The sequence below is a fragment of the Variovorax sp. genome, from assembly GCF_965279555.1.
GTDB lineage: Bacteria > Pseudomonadota > Gammaproteobacteria > Burkholderiales > Burkholderiaceae_C > Variovorax.
Genome location: NZ_OZ257247.1, coordinates 2,684,542 through 2,700,863, shown reverse-complemented (window position 1 = coordinate 2,700,863; position 16,322 = coordinate 2,684,542). Strand labels below are relative to the sequence as shown.

Genomic DNA, 16,322 nt, shown 5'->3' with positions numbered 1-16,322 from the left:
AGAAAGCCGTCATGTTCCTGAAACGACTTCTCTCCAACGACATGCCGCGCAGCCGCCTGCTGGCGCTGCTGCTGGTGGTGCTGTTCCTTGCGCTTGCGTTTGCGCCTTTCATCTTCCCGGGCGTCAAGGCGCTCAGCGTCGCGGCCAAGATCCTGGTGTTCGTGGTGCTGGTGGCCAGCTTCGACTTGCTGCTGGGTTACACCGGCATCGTGAGCTTCGCGCACACGATGTTCTTCGGCATCGGTGCCTACGGCATCGCCATCTCGGCCTCGCGGCTCGGGCCCAACTGGGGCGCGGTGCTGGTGGGGCTGGGGGCCTCGCTGGCGATCTCGCTGGTGCTGTCGTTCGCCATCGGCCTGTTCTCGCTGCGGGTGCGCGCGATCTTCTTCGCGATGATCACTCTGGCCGTGGCCTCGGCGTTCCAGACGCTGGCCTCGCAGCTGTCGGATTTCACCGGCGGCGAAGACGGCCTGACCTTCAAGCTGCCGGAGCTGATCTCGCCGAGCTTCGAGTTCTCCGAGGAGCCTTTCCTCGGCGTTTCGCTCGACGGGCGCCTGCTGTGCTACTACATGCTGTTCGTTGCGGCGGTGGTGCTGGTGCTCGCGCTGCTGCGTATCGTGAATTCGCCGTTCGGCCGCGTGCTGCAGGCCATCCGCGAGAACGAGTTCCGTGCCGAGGCCATCGGTTACCGCGTGGTCGTGTACCGCACCACGGCCGCCGTGCTGTCGGCGCTGTTCGCCACGCTTGCCGGCGCGATGCTGGCGATCTGGCTGCGCTACAACGGGCCCGACACCTCGCTGAGCTTCGAAATCATGATCGACGTGCTGCTCATCGTGGTGATCGGCGGCATGGGCACCATCTACGGCGCGGCCATCGGCGCGGTGCTGTTCGTCATTGCACAGAGCTACCTGCAGGACCTGCTGCGCGTCGCCAACGAGGCCGCGAGCGGCCTGCCTTGGCTTGCCGCGCTGCTGTCGCCCGACCGCTGGCTGCTGTGGCTCGGCGTGCTGTTCGTGCTGTCCGTCTATTACTTTCCCACCGGCATCGTCGGCAAACTGCGAGCAAGGGCTGCGCGATGAGCGACAACAACAATCAGATTCCACTCTCGCGCTATGCGCAGCTCGCGGGCCGCGAGATCCATTGGCTTGAGTGGGGCGCCGAAGACGCACCCGTGGTCATTGCATGGCACGGCCTGGCGCGCACCGGCCGCGACATGGACGAACTGGCGCAGCACTTCGCCTCGCGCGGCTTCCGCGTGATCTGCCCCGACACCATCGGCCGCGGCCTGAGCCAGTGGAGCCCGCTGCCCGACGAGGAATACAAGCTGTCGTTCTATGCACGCATCGCCAATGCGCTGTGCGACGAACTGCGGCTGGGGCGCGTGCACTGGGTCGGCACATCGATGGGCGGTGCCATCGGCACGGTCTGTGCGTCGGGGTTGTTCGAACCGCGCATGAAGGCGCGCATCGCAAGCCTGGTGCTCAACGACAACGCGCCTGAACTGGCCCAGCCCGCCATCGAGCGCATCCGCGCCTACGCGGGCCAGCCGCCCGCGTTCGACACCGTGGCCGAGCTGGAGGCCTTCTTCCGCACCGTCTACAAGCCCTACGGCTGGCTCAGCGACGCGCAATGGCGCCGTTTGACCGAAAGCTCCACGCGCCGTCTGGCCGACGGCCGCGTCACGCCGCACTACGACCCGGCCATGGTCCGGCAGTTCAGCGCGCACGACAACGACTACCTGATCTGGCCGCATTACGACGCTATCGAGGTGCCGGTGCTGTGCCTGCGCGGCGTGGAGTCCGACCTGGTGCTGCCCGACGTGGTCGAGCAGATGCGCCTGCGTGGTCCCGGCGCGGCCGGCCGGCTGCAGGTGATCGAAGTGCCTGCCTGTGGTCACGCGCCCGCGCTCAACGTACCGGAACAACTGGAGCCGATCGAAGGGTTTATCCGGGCGGCCGGTCGTTGAAGCCGCGGCGGCAGCACAATCGCCGCCGCTTCAACCACAAAGGCCTCGAACATCATGGCGCTCTCGCTGTACGACCTGTCCGTGCCCGTCTTCGCACGCGGACTCGGCCAACTCACCCATCTGCTCGACAAGAGCCTGGCGCACGCCAAGGCCAACGGCATCGACCCGGCCACGCTGGTCGAGGCGCGCCTGGCGCCCGACATGCTCACACTGACCGGACAGATCCAGCGCGCCAGCGATGCCTCGAAGCTGGGCACGGCCCGCATCGCCGGCATTACCGCGCCGAGCTTTCCCGACGAGGAAAAGACCTGGGACGACCTGCTCGCCCGCGTCGCGAAGACGCAGGACTTCCTCGCAAGCGTGGACCGCGCGCTGATCGACGGCCAGGAAGAGCGCCCCGTGACCATCAAGGCGCGCGAAGGCGAGGCGCATTTCACCGCGCAGCGCTACCTGCTGCAGTTCGCGCTGCCCAATTTCTTCTTCCATGTGACCACGGCGTACGACGTGCTGCGCCACAAGGGCATCCCGATCGGCAAGATGGACTACCTCGGCAAGTTCTGAGGCGCCCGGGGCCGCCGGGCCGCCGGGGCCGGGCCTTCACGCCGCCGGGACAAAGTTCAAATTGCCGTGACACATGCGCACGCCCGGGGTGCGCCGCAAACAATCGCGCCTGACCGCTGTCGGTCTGACACAAGGAACGGGGTTGCGATCATGAAGAACATGCTTTCCAGGAGAGCTTTCTCGGGGCTCGCCGTGGGGGCGTCCGCCCTGGCTGCGGCTGCCGGTGGCGGATGGCCGGCGCGAAGTGCCTTTGCCGCGGCGCCAGGCCTGCGCGAGTACGGCAAGGCACCCGAGTTCACGGGCATCGAGAAGTGGCTCAACTCGGAGCCGCTCACGCTGAAGGGGCTGGCCGGGCAGGTCGTGCTGGTCGACTTCTGGACCTACTCGTGCATCAACTGCATCCGCACGCTGCCGCATGTGGTGAGCTGGTACGAGAAGTACAAGGACCAGGGCTTCGTGGTGGTGGGCGTGCACTCGCCGGAGTTCGCCTACGAGAAGCTCACGCGCAACGTGGAAGACGCGATCCGGCGCTTCAACATCCGCTATCCGGTGGCGCAGGACAACGCCTTTGCCACCTGGAAGGCCTACGACAACCAGTACTGGCCGGCGTTCTACCTGGTCGACAGCAAGGGCCAGGTGATGCGGCAGCACTTCGGCGAGGGCGAGTACGCCGAGATGGAAGCCGCGATCCAGGTGCTGCTGGCGCGCAGGTCGGCGGGCTGAGGTCGCTTCAGCGCGCGGTCGACTGCGTGGGCCAGCCTGCCAGGTTGCGTTCGGCAATGCCCGCGAGCGCGGTGATCCATGCCGGGCTGTCGTTGAGACAGGGGATGTAGCTGAAGTTCTTGCCACCGGCATGCAGGAAGGCCTCGCGGCCTTCCATGGCGATTTCCTCGAGCGTCTCGAGGCAGTCGGCGGGGAAGCCGGGGCACACCACGTCGACGCGCCGGATGCCGGAGGCGCCGAGTTCGCGCAGCGTGGGTTCGGTGTAGGGCTCGAGCCACTTGGCACGGCCGAAGCGCGACTGGAAGGTGACGCGGTGCTGCGCCGCCGAGAGCCCCAGCCGCGCGGCCAGCAGGCGTGCGGTTTCGAGGCACTGCGACTGGTACGGATCGCCGAGCGCGATGTTGCGCGCGGGAATGCCGTGGAAACTCATCAGCAGCACTTCGCCGCGGCCTTCGGTCTTCCAGTGTTTCTCGATGCCTTGCGCGAGCGCCTCGATGTAGGCCGGGTCGTCGTGGAAGTCATTGACGAAGCGGAACTCCGGCAGGCGGCGCTGCTTGCGGCTCCAGTCGTTCACCGCGTCGATCACGCTGGCCGTGGTGGTGGCCGAATACTGCGGGTAGGCCTGCAGCACGAGCACGCGGGTGACGCCCTCGGCCTGCAGCGCGTCCAGGCGCGAGGCGATCGACGGGTTGGCGTAGCGCATCGCATCGCGCACCGTCACGCGGTGGCCGCGTTCGCCCAGCCAGCCGGCCAGCAGGGTGGCCTGCTTCTGGGTGAACACCTTCAGCGGCGAGCCTTCGGGCGTCCAGATGCTCGCGTACTTGGCGGCCGACTTGGCGGGGCGGACGCGCAGGATGATGCCGTGCAGGATCAGCGCCCAGATCGCCCTGGGAATCTCGACCACGCGCGGGTCGCCCAGGAAGTCTGCGAGGTAGGGGCGCACGGCGGCGGCGGTGGGTGCGTCGGGCGAGCCCAGGTTGCACCAGAGCACGGCGGTGCGCGGGGTGCCCGGCTGGGCGTTCTCGGGATGTGGAGGCATGCGATATTCTCAGGCATGACCTCCGCTTCGACGGCGCCTGCGGGCGCCGAACCCCTCGACCTCCAACGTATTTCCGCGATCTCGCTCGACCTCGACGACACGCTGTGGCCGATCTGGCCGACCATCGAGCGCGCCGAGGGCGTGCTTCAGGAATGGCTGCTGCGCGAGGCGCCCAAGACGGCCTCGCTGCTGCTGACGCCCGGCATTCTTCGCGAACTGCGCGAAGCCACCGCCAAGGAGCGTTCAGACCTCGCGCACGACCTGAGCGCGCTGCGCCGGGAGTCGATCCGCACCGCGCTCAAGCGCTCGGGCGAAGACCCGGCGCTGGCCGACCCGGCCTTCGAGGCATTCTTCGAAGAGCGCCAGCGCGTGACGCTGTACGACGACGCGCTGCCCGCACTCAAATGGCTCAGCGAACGCTACCCGCTGGTGGCCATCTCGAACGGCAACGCCGACATCCACAAGACCGGCGTCGGCCGGTGGTTTCGCACCGCCTTCAATGCGCGGGCCTTCGGCAGCGGCAAGCCGCATGCGCCGATCTTCCGCGCCGCCGCGGCATCGGTCGGCTTCCTGCCCAAGGACGTGCTTCACGTGGGCGACGACGCCGAACTAGACGTGGTCGGCGCGCTCAATGTCGGCATGCAGGCTGCATGGCTGGTGCGCGACGAGCGGCCCTGGGTGCATGGCGCCCGGCCGCAGCTGATCGTGCCGAACCTGCACGCGCTGTGCGTGGCGCTCGGCGCCTGAGGGTTTACTTGAATACCGGGCGGAAGAAGCTGCGCTCGTAGCTGATGATGCAGCGGGTTTCTTCCGCGTACTTGAAGGCGGCCTGGCATTCCGGGTCCTGCATCGATTCGGCGCGGTACTTTTCGTAGGCGGCCAGGCTCGGGAAGGTGAACATCGCCAGCGCCACGTTGTTCGTGCCTTCCGAAGGCAGGAAGTAGCCGTGGTGCTGGCCACCGAACTTCTCGACCAGCGGGATCCAGAGCTTGCCGTAGTGCTCGAACTCCTTGAGCTTGTAGGCGTCGACGATGTAGCGCAGGTAGCAGGTGACCATGGGTTGGGTTCCGGGAAGTGAGGGGATATTGGCGCGGCGTCTGCGCCGATTCGCGGGGCTGACTATAGTTTCCCGTCGTCCTCAACTTCTTGCGGCCACGCGCCGGGCAGGAACCCAAAAGTGCATTTCTCGAACTGGCTCGTCTTCTGCGGCGTCACGCTGCTCGTCGCCTTCACGCCCGGACCCGCGGTGTTGCTCGCGGTCTCGAATTCGATGAGCGTCGGCCCGCGACGCGCGATGATCAGCTCGCTCGGCAATGCGACAGGGCTGTTCATGGTGTCGGCCGCGGCGATGGCCGGGCTGGGCGTGGTGCTCTCGACCTCGGCCCATGCCTTCATGCTGCTGAAGGTGGCCGGCGCGGCCTACCTGGTCTACCTGGGCATCAAGCAGTGGCGCAGCCAGGGCAGCGTTTTTGCCGACCTGCAGGGCGCGCCGGCCGGCGCCGTGCCGCGTTCGAGCCTGCGCCTGTTCGGCAACGGCCTGACGGTGGCGCTCACCAACCCGAAGGGCATTCTTTTCTTCTCCGCGCTGTTCCCTCAGTTCCTCACGCAGGACGCGCCGCTGGCCATGCAGTTTGCGGTGTTGACGACCACCTTCGCGACCGCGTCGGTGCTGTCGCATGCGTTCTACGTGCTGCTGGCGCGCCTGCTGCGAAAGCAGCTCTCGGACCCGCGCCGCACGCGGCTGTTCAACAAGGTGTCGGGCGGGGCCTTCGTGCTGCTGGGCCTGAGCCTGCTGAGGCTGCGCAACAAGACGGCGGCCTGAGCTTCTTCCTGGTCGTCAGTCGAGCGCGAACTGCTCGCGCAGCGCCGCGCAGAAATCGGCTGTGCCGCTGAGCGAGAGGGTGACGGTGTCGAAGCGCGGGTTCTCTTCGCGCGTTTCCTGCAGGTCGTAGTCCCACGTCGCGCCTTCGTCGAGGGCGCCTCGTGCATGCGGGAACGTGGCATCGGCCCACGCCAGCACGGCGGCAATCTCTTCCTTTACCTCGGGCGTCTTGTCGGACGTGGTCGAGGCCATCGCGTCAAAGGTGCCGTGGCCTTCGGTGTCTTCGCTGTAGTCGAAGTCGAGGTATCGCAGTTCGGTGGTCATGGGGTCAATGCCTGTGCGGCGGCGAGCCCGCTGAGGACGGCGCCTTCGAGCGTGGCCGGGTAAGGGCCTTCGGTGTAGTCGCCGCAGGCCTGCAGGCCGGGCGCGATGGCCGACGGGGGTCTGGCGAGGGCGGGCGTGCAGGCGAAGGTGGCGCGCTTCTCGACCACGGTCTGCACGAGCTGCAGCTTCGTCTGGCCCAGTTGCGCGACAGCCTGTGCGATCACCTGTTCTTCCAGCACTTCGCGCGAAGCCTCATTGGCGCTGACGACCAGCGCCAGCACGCCTTGCATGCCGCCGAGCTGGCCCCGGTCGAAAGCGAACTGCGCGGGCGCCCTGGCCGGGTCGCTGCGCAGCGCCAGCATCGGTTCCGCCAGCGGCGAGGCACCGCGCACATAGACGGTGGCGATGGCCTCGAAGCGCAAGGCCTGGGTGGTTGCGCACCAGGTATCCGCCTGCAGGCCGGACGCACGGACCAGCCGGGCAGCGTCCCACGGCGCGCAGGCCAGCACCACTTGGTCGAAGGCTTCATCGTCGACGCGCCACTGTCCGCCCTCGGATGCGATGGAGCGAACGCGTGTGCCGATGCGCACTTGCGTGCCCTGGGCCGTCAGCCATCGGATAGCCGCGTCGGGAAGCAGCGTGCCCAGATCGGCGCGTGGCAGCAGCAGGTCGGCGCCGCCGCTGCCGCTGAAGAGTGCGTCTTTCAGCACGCGCAGGAACACTTCGCCGCTCGACTGCCCCACGGGCGTGTTGAGCGCCGACACGCACAGCGGCTCGATCAGCTCCTTCATCACGCGCGGCGTCAGGCCGGCGCACAGGTCGGCGACCGTGGTGGTGCCGGTGCAGCGAAAGCCCGTAAGACGCCAGCCGATGGCGGTGCGCAGCAGCGACGACTTGTCGCGCCATGTCCAGCCGCGCGCGCTGAAGATGCCGGCCAGCAGGTCGAATGGCGCGGGCAGCCGCGGCAGCTTGAGGCCGCCACCGTCCGCAAAGCGCAGCGACAGCGGCAGGCGCAGCAGCACGCTGTCGACATCCACACCGACGTCGCGCATCAGCTTCAGCGTGGCGGTGTAGGCGCCGATCAGGATGTGCTGCCCGTTGTCGAGCGCCAGCCCATGCATGTCGTCGACGCGCCGCGCGCGGCCGCCGGGCATGTGCGCGGCTTCGAACAGCGTGACGGCATGGCCGAGCCGGGTAGCCTCGACTGCGCACGCGAGGCCGGCCCAGCCGGCGCCGATGACGGCTGTTTTCATGCGCGCTGTGCCGCTGGCGTGGGGCCATTTCCAGGAACACCGAGGAGCCGGCTCTGCCGGGCCTCAGGTGTTGCCCCCGGTAGGGGGGTGGCGAAGCGACACGAAGTGCGCGAAGCCTGGGGGCGAGTCATATTCTGCCCAACGCCTGAACCTTCCACGCCAGCCAGAACTTGCGCACCGGCGTCAGGCTCACGCGCTGGTTCAGCACCTGAAAGTCGTCGCGCTCGATCTCGCGCAGCAGGGTGCGGTAGATGCTGGCCATCATGAGGCCCGGCTTCTGCGTGCGGCGGTCGGCCAGCGGGAGCAGGGCGAGCGCTTCGTCGTAGGCCACGTGGGCGCGCGCGGCCTGGAACTTCATCAGCGCGACGAAGCAGTCGGAGTGCACGCGGTTCAGGATCTCGTGCGCCTTCACGTCGAACTTCTGCAGTTCGTTCACCGGCAGGTAGATGCGCCCGCGCAGGGCGTCTTCGCCCACGTCGCGCAGGATGTTGGTGAGCTGCAGCGCCAGGCCCAGCTTGTGGGCATAGGCGGTGGTCTGCGGATCGGTCTGGCCGAAGATGCGCGCCGCGACTTCGCCCACCACGCCGGCCACGAGGTGGCAGTAGCGCGAGAGGCCCTGGAAATCGAGATAGCGGGTCTGGTCCAGGTCCATCTGGCAGCCGTCGATCACCTCGTTGAGCTGGCGCGCCTCGATGCCGTAGGCCGCGGCATGCGGCATCAGCGCCTGCATCACCGGGTGGCGCGGCGTGCCAGCGAATGACTGGGCCACCTCGGTGCGCCACCAGGCGAGCTTGGTGGCGGCCACGCCGGGGTCGCTGACCTCGTCGACCACGTCGTCGACCTCGCGGCAGAACGCATAGAAAGCCGTGATCGCGGCGCGGCGCGGCTTGGGGAGGAACAGGAAGGCGTAATAGAAACTGCTGCCCGAGGCGGCGGCCTTGTCTTGCACGTATTGCTCGGGATTCATCGGGGAGGCGCTGCTTTCATGGGCCGTGATTGTCTCCGCATCCGCACGGCCTTCCAGAGCAGCAGGGGAGCATCGGCCTTGCCGACGGTGGGGCGCTGCGAGAAGGTGTCGAAGCCGAGGTCGACGATCTTGTCGAGGATGCGCAGCCCGCCCTGCACCACGAGCCGCAGTTCCCAGCCCGCGCGGCCGGGCAGCCGGTGCACCAGCGGCGCGCCCTCGGTCATGAGCTCGCGCGCCCAATAGGCCACCACTGCTATCAGATTTATAGCTTCCTGCGGCGCCGGGGCCGGCGACAGCGGCGCGAAGACCTTGAAGTTCTCGCGCGTCAGGCCACGACGGTTGCAGTCTGTCAGCGGGAAATAGAAGCGTCCGCGCGGCAGGTCCACGCTCGGGTCCTGCCAAAAGTTGATGAGCTGCAGCGCGCTGCAGATGGCGTCGCTCTGCGCCAGCGCCTGGGCGTCATGCACGCCGTAGAGGTGCAGCAGCAGCCGGCCGACCGGGTTGGCGGAGCGGCGGCAGTAGTCGAGCAGCTCGGCGCGGTCGGCGTAGGTGCCGTGGTCGCGGGTTTTCTCGATGTCCTGCATGAAGGCGCTCAGCAGGTCGGCGAGCAGGTCTTCGGGCAGCTTGTATTGCGCGATGCTGTGGGCCAGCGGGCCGAACACGTGCGGCCAACGCGACGACGGCAGCACCTCGCCCTGCGCGGCGGCGGCCAGTTCCTCGCGGTAGGCGCGCAGCTCGGCCAGCCGCTGGTCGGGCAAGGCCTCGCCTTCGTCGGCGATGTCGTCGGCAGTGCGCGCGAAGTGGTAGATCGCGGCAATGGGCGGGCGCAGGTGTGGTGGGCACAGCCAGGAGGCTACGGGGAAGTTCTCGTAGTGGGCCGGCGGGGCGGCGAGGTGGGGAGTGGCGGACACGCCACGATTGTCCGCGACGACGCAACGCCCCGGCACTATGCTCGCACCGTCGCCACTTTGAACTTCCTGCTTCTCATGAAAGCATCCCCACCGGCTTCCGGGTCCCAGGTTTCAGCGTACGGCGAGGCAGCGCACCCGGCGGGGCCGACGCTCATGATCGCCGCGCTGGGCGTCGTGTTCGGCGATATCGGCACCTCGCCTCTCTACGCCTTCAAGGAGACGATGAACCCCGAGCACGGGGTGCCGTTCTCCCCCGACTCGGTGCTGGGGCTGCTCTCGCTGATCTTCTGGGGGCTGATGTTCGTGGTCACGCTGAAGTACGTGGTGTTCGTGCTGCGCGCCGACCACGACGGCGAGGGCGGCATCCTGGCGCTGCAGGCGCTGGCGCGCAACGCGGTGTCCGGGCCCAAGACGAAGCCGTGGGTGTGGAACGTGATCGGCATGCTCGGGCTGGTGGGCGCGGCCATGTTCTACGGCGACAGCCTGATCACGCCGGCCATCTCGGTGCTGTCGGCGGTCGAGGGCCTGGAGGTGCAGGCGCCGGTGCTGCAGAAGGCGGTGCTGCCGATCACGGTGGTCATCCTCATCGGGCTGTTCGCGGTGCAGAAGAAGGGCACGGGCGTGGTCGGCAAGGTGTTCGGGCCGGTCATGCTGCTGTGGTTCCTGATACTGGCCGCGGCCGGGCTGTGGCAGGTGCTGCAGCAGCCGCAGGTACTGGCGGCGCTGGATCCGCGCCGGGCCCTGGGTTTCCTGGTCGAGCACCGGGCGCAGTCGCTGGCGGTACTGGGTGCGGTGTTCCTGGCCTTCACGGGCGGCGAGGCGCTGTATGCCGACATGGGGCACTTCGGTGCCAGGCCGATCCGGCTCGCGTGGCTGTTCATCGCGCTGCCGGGGCTGGTGCTGAACTACTTCGGGCAGGGGGCGCTGGTGCTGGCCAACCCGGCGGCCATCGACAACCCGTTCTTTCGCCTCTTTCCTTCCTGGGGCGTGCTGCCGATGGTGGTGCTGGCGGCCATGGCCACGGTGATCGCCTCGCAGGCGGTGATCTCGGGCGCCTTCTCGCTCACGGCGCAGGCGATGCGCATGGGCTATCTGCCGCGCATGCGGGTGATCCAGACCTCGGGCACGGCGATCGGGCAGATCTACGTGCCGACGGTCAACTGGCTGCTGATGGTGGGGGTGCTGCTGCTGGTGCTGGGCTTCAGGAGTTCGGGCGCGCTGTCGGCGGCCTACGGCATCGCGGTGTCGATCACCATGGTGACGACCACGCTGCTGGCCGGCATCGTGGCCTGGGGCCTGTGGCGCTGGAACAAGGTGGCCGTGGTGGTCGGCGTGGCGGCCTTCGCGGTAGTCGACCTGACCTTCGTGGTGGCCAACAGCCTGAAGATCGCCGAGGGCGGCTGGCTCACGCTGGCGGTGGCGGTCGTGGTGATGGTTGTCTTCACCACCTGGGCCAAGGGCCGCCGGCTGGGCCTGGAGGCTGCCGCGGCCGAGAGCCTGCCGCTTCGGCCCTTCGTCGAGTCGCTGGCGCTGCACATGCCGCACCGGGTGAGCGGCACGGCGGTTTTCCTGAACCCCGACGCCACCGCGGTGCCGCATGCGCTGCTGCACAACCTCAAGCACAACCAGGTGCTGCACGAGCAGGTCATCGTGCTGCGCGTGCTGCCCTGCGACACGCCGCGCGTCGATGCGCGCAACCGCATCGAGGCCGAGCAGCTGATGGACGGCATATGGGTGGTCACCGCGCGGCACGGCTTCATGGAACGGCCCGATGTGCCCGAGTTCATCCGCATCCTGGCCTACCAGAAGACGCTGGCGATCGACTCGATGAAAACTTCGTACTTCGTCTCCCGCGCCTCGGTCGGCGAGGAAAACCTGCCGGGCCTGAACCCGATACGGCGCGCGCTGTTCGGCTGGCTGCAGCGCAATGCGGGGCGGGCGTCCGACTATTTCGAGCTGCCGGACAACCGGCTGGTGGAGATGGGGCAGCGTACGTAGTGCCTGGCGCGTAGGCATCGGCGGGGTCAGGCTCTAGTGACCAACCGGTCATTGACAGTGGTTCGGGTTTATCCTAGATTACTAACCAGTGGGTCATTAATGGCCCGGTTCGTCCTCTCCTGGGTGTCTCATGACCGCCTCCACCACTGTCTTTTCCCGTGCCCGCAGCGCCGCATGGCTGCTGCTTCCCGCTGTCTTTCTGGCCGGCTGCTCGCCTAAACCCGCGGTCGAGGACCCCGTTCGCGCGGTCAAGGTCGTGACCGTGGGGGCGAGCGAGTTCGACGCCCAGCCCGAGTTCTCCGCCGAGGTGCGGGCGCGCGTCGAGTCGCGGCTGGGCTTCCGCGTGGCGGGCAAGATCACCCGGCGACAAGCGGAACTGGGCCAGCACGTGCAGGCGGGCCAGGTGCTGGCGCAGCTCGATCCGCAGGACTACCGGCTTGCCGCCGAAGCCGCCCGCGCCCAGCAGGCCGCCGCGCTGACCAACCGTGATCTCGCCGCAGCCGACCTGAAGCGCTATCGCGAATTGCGCGAGCAGAACTTCATCAGCGGCGCCGAACTGGAGCGCCGCGAAACCACCTGGAAGGCCGCGCAGGCCCAGCTCGAACAGGCGCAGGCGCAGCTGTCCTCGCAGGGCAACCAGGCCAACTACACGACGCTGGTGGCCGACGTGGCCGGCATCGTCACCGCCATCGAGGCGGAGCCGGGCCAGGTGGTGCAGGCCGGCACGCCGGTCGTGCGCATCGCACAGGACGGCGCCCGCGACGTGGTGTTCGCGGTGCCGGAAGACCGCGCCACGCTCGTCAAGATCGGCTCGCCGGTCACCGTGCGCGGCTGGTCGGGCGGCAACGAGTTGCAGGGCCAGGTGCGCGAGGTGGCGGCCAGCGCCGACGCCGTGACGCGCACGTATTCAGTCAAGGTCGCGATCGACGCGGCCGCCTCGCCGCCGCTCGGCGCCACGGTCTATGCGCGGCCGCAGGCGCTGGCGCACGCCACCACTGCCGTGATGAAGCTGCCGACCAGCGCGCTGCGCCAGGAGGGCAAGGGCTCCGCCGTGTGGGTGCTCGACAAATCGACCATGACGGTGCGCTCGCAGCCCGTGCAGGTGGCGACGGCCGACGGCAACGAAGCAGTCATCGCCAGCGGCATCACGCCCGGCATGATGGTCGTGGCTGCCGGCGTGCATGTGCTGTCGCCGGGGCAGAAGGTCACCATCTACCAGTCGAAGGAGGCGGCCGCGGCCGCCGCCAATGCCGAGGCGAAGGCATCGGCACAGCCCGTGGCCGCCGTCGCTGCGACCGACAAAGAGATTGCGGCAGGCGCAACGGGCGGTGTTGCCAAATGAGCGGCAGCCCGGAGAACCCCGACGACAAGCCCGCCGGCTTCAACCTCTCCAAATGGGCGCTGGACCACGCGCCCCTGACGCGCTACCTGATGGTGGTGCTGATGGTGCTGGGCGTGTTCGCGTACTTCCAGCTCGGGCAGGACGAAGACCCGCCGTTCACATTCCGTGCCATGGTCGTGAAGACCTACTGGCCCGGCGCCACCGCGCAGCAGGTGGCCGAGCAGGTCACCGACAAGCTCGAGCGCACGCTGCAGGAGGCGCCTTATGCCGACAAGATCCGCAGCTACTCGAAGCCGGGCGAGTCGCAGATCATCTTCAACATCAAGGACTCTTCGAAGTCCACCGAGGTGGCCAACGTCTGGTACACGGTGCGCAAGAAGATCGGCGACATGCGCGCCACCTTGCCGGCCGGCGTGCAAGGCCCGTTCTTCAATGACGACTTCGGCGATGTCTACGGCGTGATCTACGCGCTGGAGAGCGAAGGCTTCAGCTACGCCGAGCTCAAGACGCTGGCCGACGACGTGCGCCAGCAGCTGCTGCGCGTGAAAGACGTGGCCAAGGTCGACCAGTTCGGCGTGCAGGACGAGAAGGTCTACATCGAGATCTCGCAGAAGCGCCTGGCGCAGCTCGGGCTCGACTTCAACGCGGTACTGCAGCAGCTCGGCTCGCAGAATGCGGTGGAGAGCGCCGGCTCCATCTCGTCGCCGCAGGACGTGGTGCAGGTGCGCGTGGCCGGCCAGTTCACCAGCGTGGACCAATTGCGCGAAATGCCCATCCGCGGCAGCTCGGGCAGCCAGCTCAAGCTGGGCGACATCGCGGATATCCACCGCGGCTACGTCGATCCGCCGGCGGTCAAGATGCACCACCAGGGCAAGGAAGTGATCGGCCTGGGCGTGTCGATGGCCAAGGGCGGCGACATCATCGCGCTGGGCAAGGCGCTGAAGGCCACCACCGCCACCATCGACAAGCGCCTGCCGGCCGGCGTGAAGCTGGCGCAGGTACAAGACCAGCCGGTGTCCGTGGCCAGCTCGGTCAACGAGTTCGTCGGCGTGCTGATCGAGGCCGTGGCCATCGTGCTGGCCGTGAGCATCATCTCGCTCGGGCTGCACAAGGGCGGGCGCTTCGGCTGGTACATCGACATGCGCCCCGGGCTGGTGGTGGCGATCACCATTCCGCTGGTGCTGGCCGTGACCTTCCTGGCAATGAACTACTTCGGCATCGGGCTGCACAAGATATCGCTGGGCTCGCTCATCATCGCGCTCGGCCTGCTGGTGGACGACGCCATCATCGCTGTAGAAATGATGGTGCGGAAGATGGAAGAGGGCTACGACAAGGCCCGCGCCGCCACCTACGCCTACGACGTCACGGCCAAGCCGATGCTCACGGGCACGCTCATCACGGCAGCCGGCTTCCTGCCGATCGGGCTGGCGAAGTCGGTGACTGGCGAATACACCTTCGCGATCTTCGCGGTGACGGTGATCGCGCTGGTGCTGTCGTGGATCGTCTCGGTGTACTTCGTGCCGTACCTCGGCACGCTGCTGCTCAAGGTGAAGGCGCACGACCCCGACGCGCCGCCGCACGAGCTGTTCGACACGCCGTTCTACAACGCCTTCCGCCGCGCGGTGAACTGGTGCGTGCAGCACCGCTGGATGACCATCGGCGCCACCGTGCTGATCTTTGCGCTGGGCATCGTCGGCATGGGCAAGGTGCAGCAGCAGTTCTTCCCGGACTCGAGCCGGCCGGAGATCCTGGTCGACATCTGGTTCCCCGAAGGCACCTCGTTCGCCGCGAACGAAGAAGTGGCCAAGCGCGTGGAGAAGCGTTTCATGGAAGAGCCCGGCGTGAGCACGGTCAGCACCTGGATCGGCTCCGGCGTGCCGCGCTTCTACCTGCCGCTGGACCAGGTGTTCCCGCAGACCAACGTGTCGCAGCTCATCGTGCTGGCCAAGGACCTGAAGGTGCGCGAGACGCTGCGCCTGAAGCTGCCGCAGCTGCTGGCGCAGGAGTTCCCAGAGGTGCGAGGCCGTGTCAAGCTGTTGCCCAACGGGCCGCCCGTGGCCTACCCGGTGCAGTTCCGCGTGATCGGGCCGGAGCCCGCGCTGCTGCGCGGCCATGCCGACGAGGTCAAGGCCGTGCTGCGCGACAACCCCAACATGCGCGGCGTGAACGACAACTGGAACGAGTCGGTGAAGGTGATCCGCCTCGAGGTCGACCAGGCCAAGGCCCGCACCCTGGGCGTGACCAGCCAGGCCATCGCGCAGGCATCGAAGACGATGTTCAGCGGCACCACCGTGGGCCAGTACCGCGAGAACGACCTGCTGATCGACATCGTGCTGCGCCAGGCGCCCGACGAGCGCCAGGCCATCTCGGACATCGGCAATGCCTACATTCCGACGAGTTCGGGCCGGTCGATTCCGCTCGCGCAGATCGCCAAGCCGGTGTTCACCTGGGAGCCGGGCGTGATGTGGCGCGAGAACCGCGACTACGCCATCACCGTGCAGGGCGACGTCATCGAAGGCCTGCAGGGCGCGACCGTCACGACCCAGTTGCTGCCGAAGCTGCGCGAGCTGGAGGCCGGCTGGGCCGCGGCCGGGCAGGGCGGCTATCGCATCGAGGTGGCGGGCGCCGCCGAGGAAAGCAGCAAGGGCTCGGCCTCCATCGTGGCGGGCGTGCCGATCATGCTGTTCCTGGTGTTCACGCTGCTGATGCTGCAACTGCACAGCTTCAGCCGCTCGCTGCTGGTGTTCATCACCGGGCCGATGGGCATTGCCGGCGTGGCCGGTGCGCTGCTGGTGCTGAACCGGCCGTTCGGTTTCGTCGCGCTGCTGGGCGTGATCGCGCTGATGGGCATGATCCAGCGCAATGCGGTGATCCTGATCGACCAGATCGAGATCGACCGCGCGGCGGGTGTGCCGGCGTGGGACGCGATCGTCGAGTCGGCGGTGCGGCGGCTGCGACCGATCGTGCTGACGGCGGCGGCCGCGGTGCTTGCGATGATCCCGTTGTCGCGCAGCGTTTTCTGGGGGCCGATGGCGGTTGCAATCATGGGCGGGCTGATCGTGGCAACGGTGTTGACCCTGCTCGCGTTGCCTGCGATGTACGCCGCTGCATTCCGTGTGAAGCGCGAGCCGAAAGCGGTGCCGATTAGCGTTTAAAATCGAAAGCTGACCGATTTCAAGCGGATGGTCTTTGGCCCACGGGAATCCGTGGCGCCGAAAGCCCGTCCGCTTTTGCATTCACCTGAAAGATTGGCATCGCGCGGGTGGCGAAATTGGTAGACGCACCAGGTTTAGGTCCTGACGTTCGCAAGAACGTGCCGGTTCGAGTCCGGCCCCGCGCACCAGCCCTCTGCTACGTAGCCCGTTCTATCGAGCAGTGAAAAAGCCCCGTTCCGTGAGGACCGGGGCTTTTTCTTT

The 16,322-nt window shown here is 67.7% G+C and carries 15 protein-coding genes and 1 tRNA gene; 10 read left to right on the top strand and 6 right to left on the bottom strand.

Annotated elements, in window-relative coordinates; genetic code table 11:
* The first annotated feature begins 11 nt into the window (after nt 1-11).
* From ACQY8B_RS12920 to ACQY8B_RS12905, 4 genes are all read left to right on the top strand, one after another.
* Complete coding sequence (locus ACQY8B_RS12920) at nt 12-1,079, top strand: branched-chain amino acid ABC transporter permease (protein ID WP_422087059.1); 1,068 nt, start codon at nt 12-14, stop codon at nt 1,077-1,079.
* The gene (locus tag ACQY8B_RS12915; RefSeq protein ID WP_422087058.1) at nt 1,076-1,966 is read left to right on the top strand and encodes an alpha/beta fold hydrolase; all 891 of its coding nucleotides are present in this window, start codon (nt 1,076-1,078) and stop codon (nt 1,964-1,966) included. Before ACQY8B_RS12920 ends, ACQY8B_RS12915 begins: the two co-directional genes overlap by 4 nt.
* A gap of 54 nt (nt 1,967-2,020) precedes the next feature.
* Complete coding sequence (locus tag ACQY8B_RS12910) at nt 2,021-2,527, top strand: DUF1993 domain-containing protein (protein ID WP_422087057.1); 507 nt, start codon at nt 2,021-2,023, stop codon at nt 2,525-2,527.
* A gap of 159 nt (nt 2,528-2,686) precedes the next feature.
* Nucleotides 2,687-3,250 carry a thioredoxin family protein gene (locus ACQY8B_RS12905; RefSeq protein WP_422089046.1) on the top strand — a complete coding sequence of 188 codons (564 nt, stop codon included), beginning with the start codon at nt 2,687-2,689 and terminating at the stop codon, nt 3,248-3,250.
* A gap of 7 nt (nt 3,251-3,257) precedes the next feature.
* On the opposite strand, the gene hemH is transcribed toward ACQY8B_RS12905, so the two are convergent.
* Nucleotides 3,258-4,289 (bottom strand): ferrochelatase, encoded by a 1,032-nt coding sequence (hemH, locus tag ACQY8B_RS12900; RefSeq protein WP_422087056.1) that lies wholly within the window; start codon nt 4,287-4,289, stop codon nt 3,258-3,260.
* Between the two features lie 15 nt (nt 4,290-4,304).
* Here hemH and ACQY8B_RS12895 point away from each other — a divergent pair, with 15 nt between their 5' ends.
* On the top strand, nt 4,305-5,036 hold the full coding sequence (locus ACQY8B_RS12895; protein ID WP_422087055.1) for an HAD family hydrolase: 732 nt from the start codon (nt 4,305-4,307) through the stop codon (nt 5,034-5,036).
* 4 nt (nt 5,037-5,040) lie between these two features.
* On the opposite strand, the gene ACQY8B_RS12890 is transcribed toward ACQY8B_RS12895, so the two are convergent.
* Nucleotides 5,041-5,346, bottom strand: a complete 306-nt coding sequence (locus tag ACQY8B_RS12890) for an NIPSNAP family protein (RefSeq protein ID WP_422087054.1) — start codon at nt 5,344-5,346, stop codon at nt 5,041-5,043.
* A 120-nt stretch (nt 5,347-5,466) separates the two neighbouring features.
* Between ACQY8B_RS12890 and ACQY8B_RS12885 the strand changes: the two genes are divergently transcribed.
* Entirely contained in the window at nt 5,467-6,111 is a 645-nt protein-coding gene (locus ACQY8B_RS12885) for a LysE family translocator (protein ID WP_422087053.1), read from the top strand.
* Nucleotides 6,112-6,126: 15 nt separating this feature from the next.
* Here ACQY8B_RS12885 and ACQY8B_RS12880 read toward each other — a convergent pair whose 3' ends face one another.
* The 4 genes from ACQY8B_RS12880 to hpnC form a co-directional block, all read right to left on the bottom strand.
* A complete protein-coding gene (locus tag ACQY8B_RS12880) occupies nt 6,127-6,435 on the bottom strand; it encodes a hypothetical protein (RefSeq protein ID WP_422087052.1) in 309 nt (102 codons plus the stop codon).
* Nucleotides 6,432-7,688, bottom strand: coding sequence for a hydroxysqualene dehydroxylase HpnE (hpnE, locus tag ACQY8B_RS12875; RefSeq protein ID WP_422087051.1), 1,257 nt, complete (start codon nt 7,686-7,688; stop codon nt 6,432-6,434). The genes ACQY8B_RS12880 and hpnE overlap by 4 nt, the downstream gene beginning before the upstream one ends.
* Nucleotides 7,689-7,815: 127 nt before the next feature.
* Nucleotides 7,816-8,655, bottom strand: a complete 840-nt coding sequence (hpnD, locus tag ACQY8B_RS12870; RefSeq protein ID WP_422087050.1) for a presqualene diphosphate synthase HpnD — start codon at nt 8,653-8,655, stop codon at nt 7,816-7,818.
* Nucleotides 8,652-9,566 (bottom strand): squalene synthase HpnC, encoded by a 915-nt coding sequence (gene hpnC, locus ACQY8B_RS12865; protein WP_422087049.1) that lies wholly within the window; start codon nt 9,564-9,566, stop codon nt 8,652-8,654. The genes hpnD and hpnC overlap by 4 nt, the downstream gene beginning before the upstream one ends.
* Nucleotides 9,567-9,719: 153 nt before the next feature.
* On the opposite strand from hpnC, the gene ACQY8B_RS12860 reads away from it, so the two are divergent.
* The 4 genes from ACQY8B_RS12860 to ACQY8B_RS12845 all read left to right on the top strand — a co-directional run bounded on the left by ACQY8B_RS12860 (nt 9,720) and on the right by ACQY8B_RS12845 (nt 16,249).
* A complete protein-coding gene (locus ACQY8B_RS12860; protein WP_422087048.1) occupies nt 9,720-11,564 on the top strand; it encodes a potassium transporter Kup in 1,845 nt (614 codons plus the stop codon).
* A 130-nt stretch (nt 11,565-11,694) separates the two neighbouring features.
* On the top strand, nt 11,695-12,906 hold the full coding sequence (locus ACQY8B_RS12855; protein ID WP_422087047.1) for an efflux RND transporter periplasmic adaptor subunit: 1,212 nt from the start codon (nt 11,695-11,697) through the stop codon (nt 12,904-12,906).
* Nucleotides 12,903-16,061 carry an efflux RND transporter permease subunit gene (locus ACQY8B_RS12850; RefSeq protein WP_422087046.1) on the top strand — a complete coding sequence of 1,053 codons (3,159 nt, stop codon included), beginning with the start codon at nt 12,903-12,905 and terminating at the stop codon, nt 16,059-16,061. Before ACQY8B_RS12855 ends, ACQY8B_RS12850 begins: the two co-directional genes overlap by 4 nt.
* Nucleotides 16,062-16,162: 101 nt before the next feature.
* Nucleotides 16,163-16,249 (top strand) — tRNA-Leu (locus ACQY8B_RS12845).
* Nucleotides 16,250-16,322: the final 73 nt, after the last annotated feature.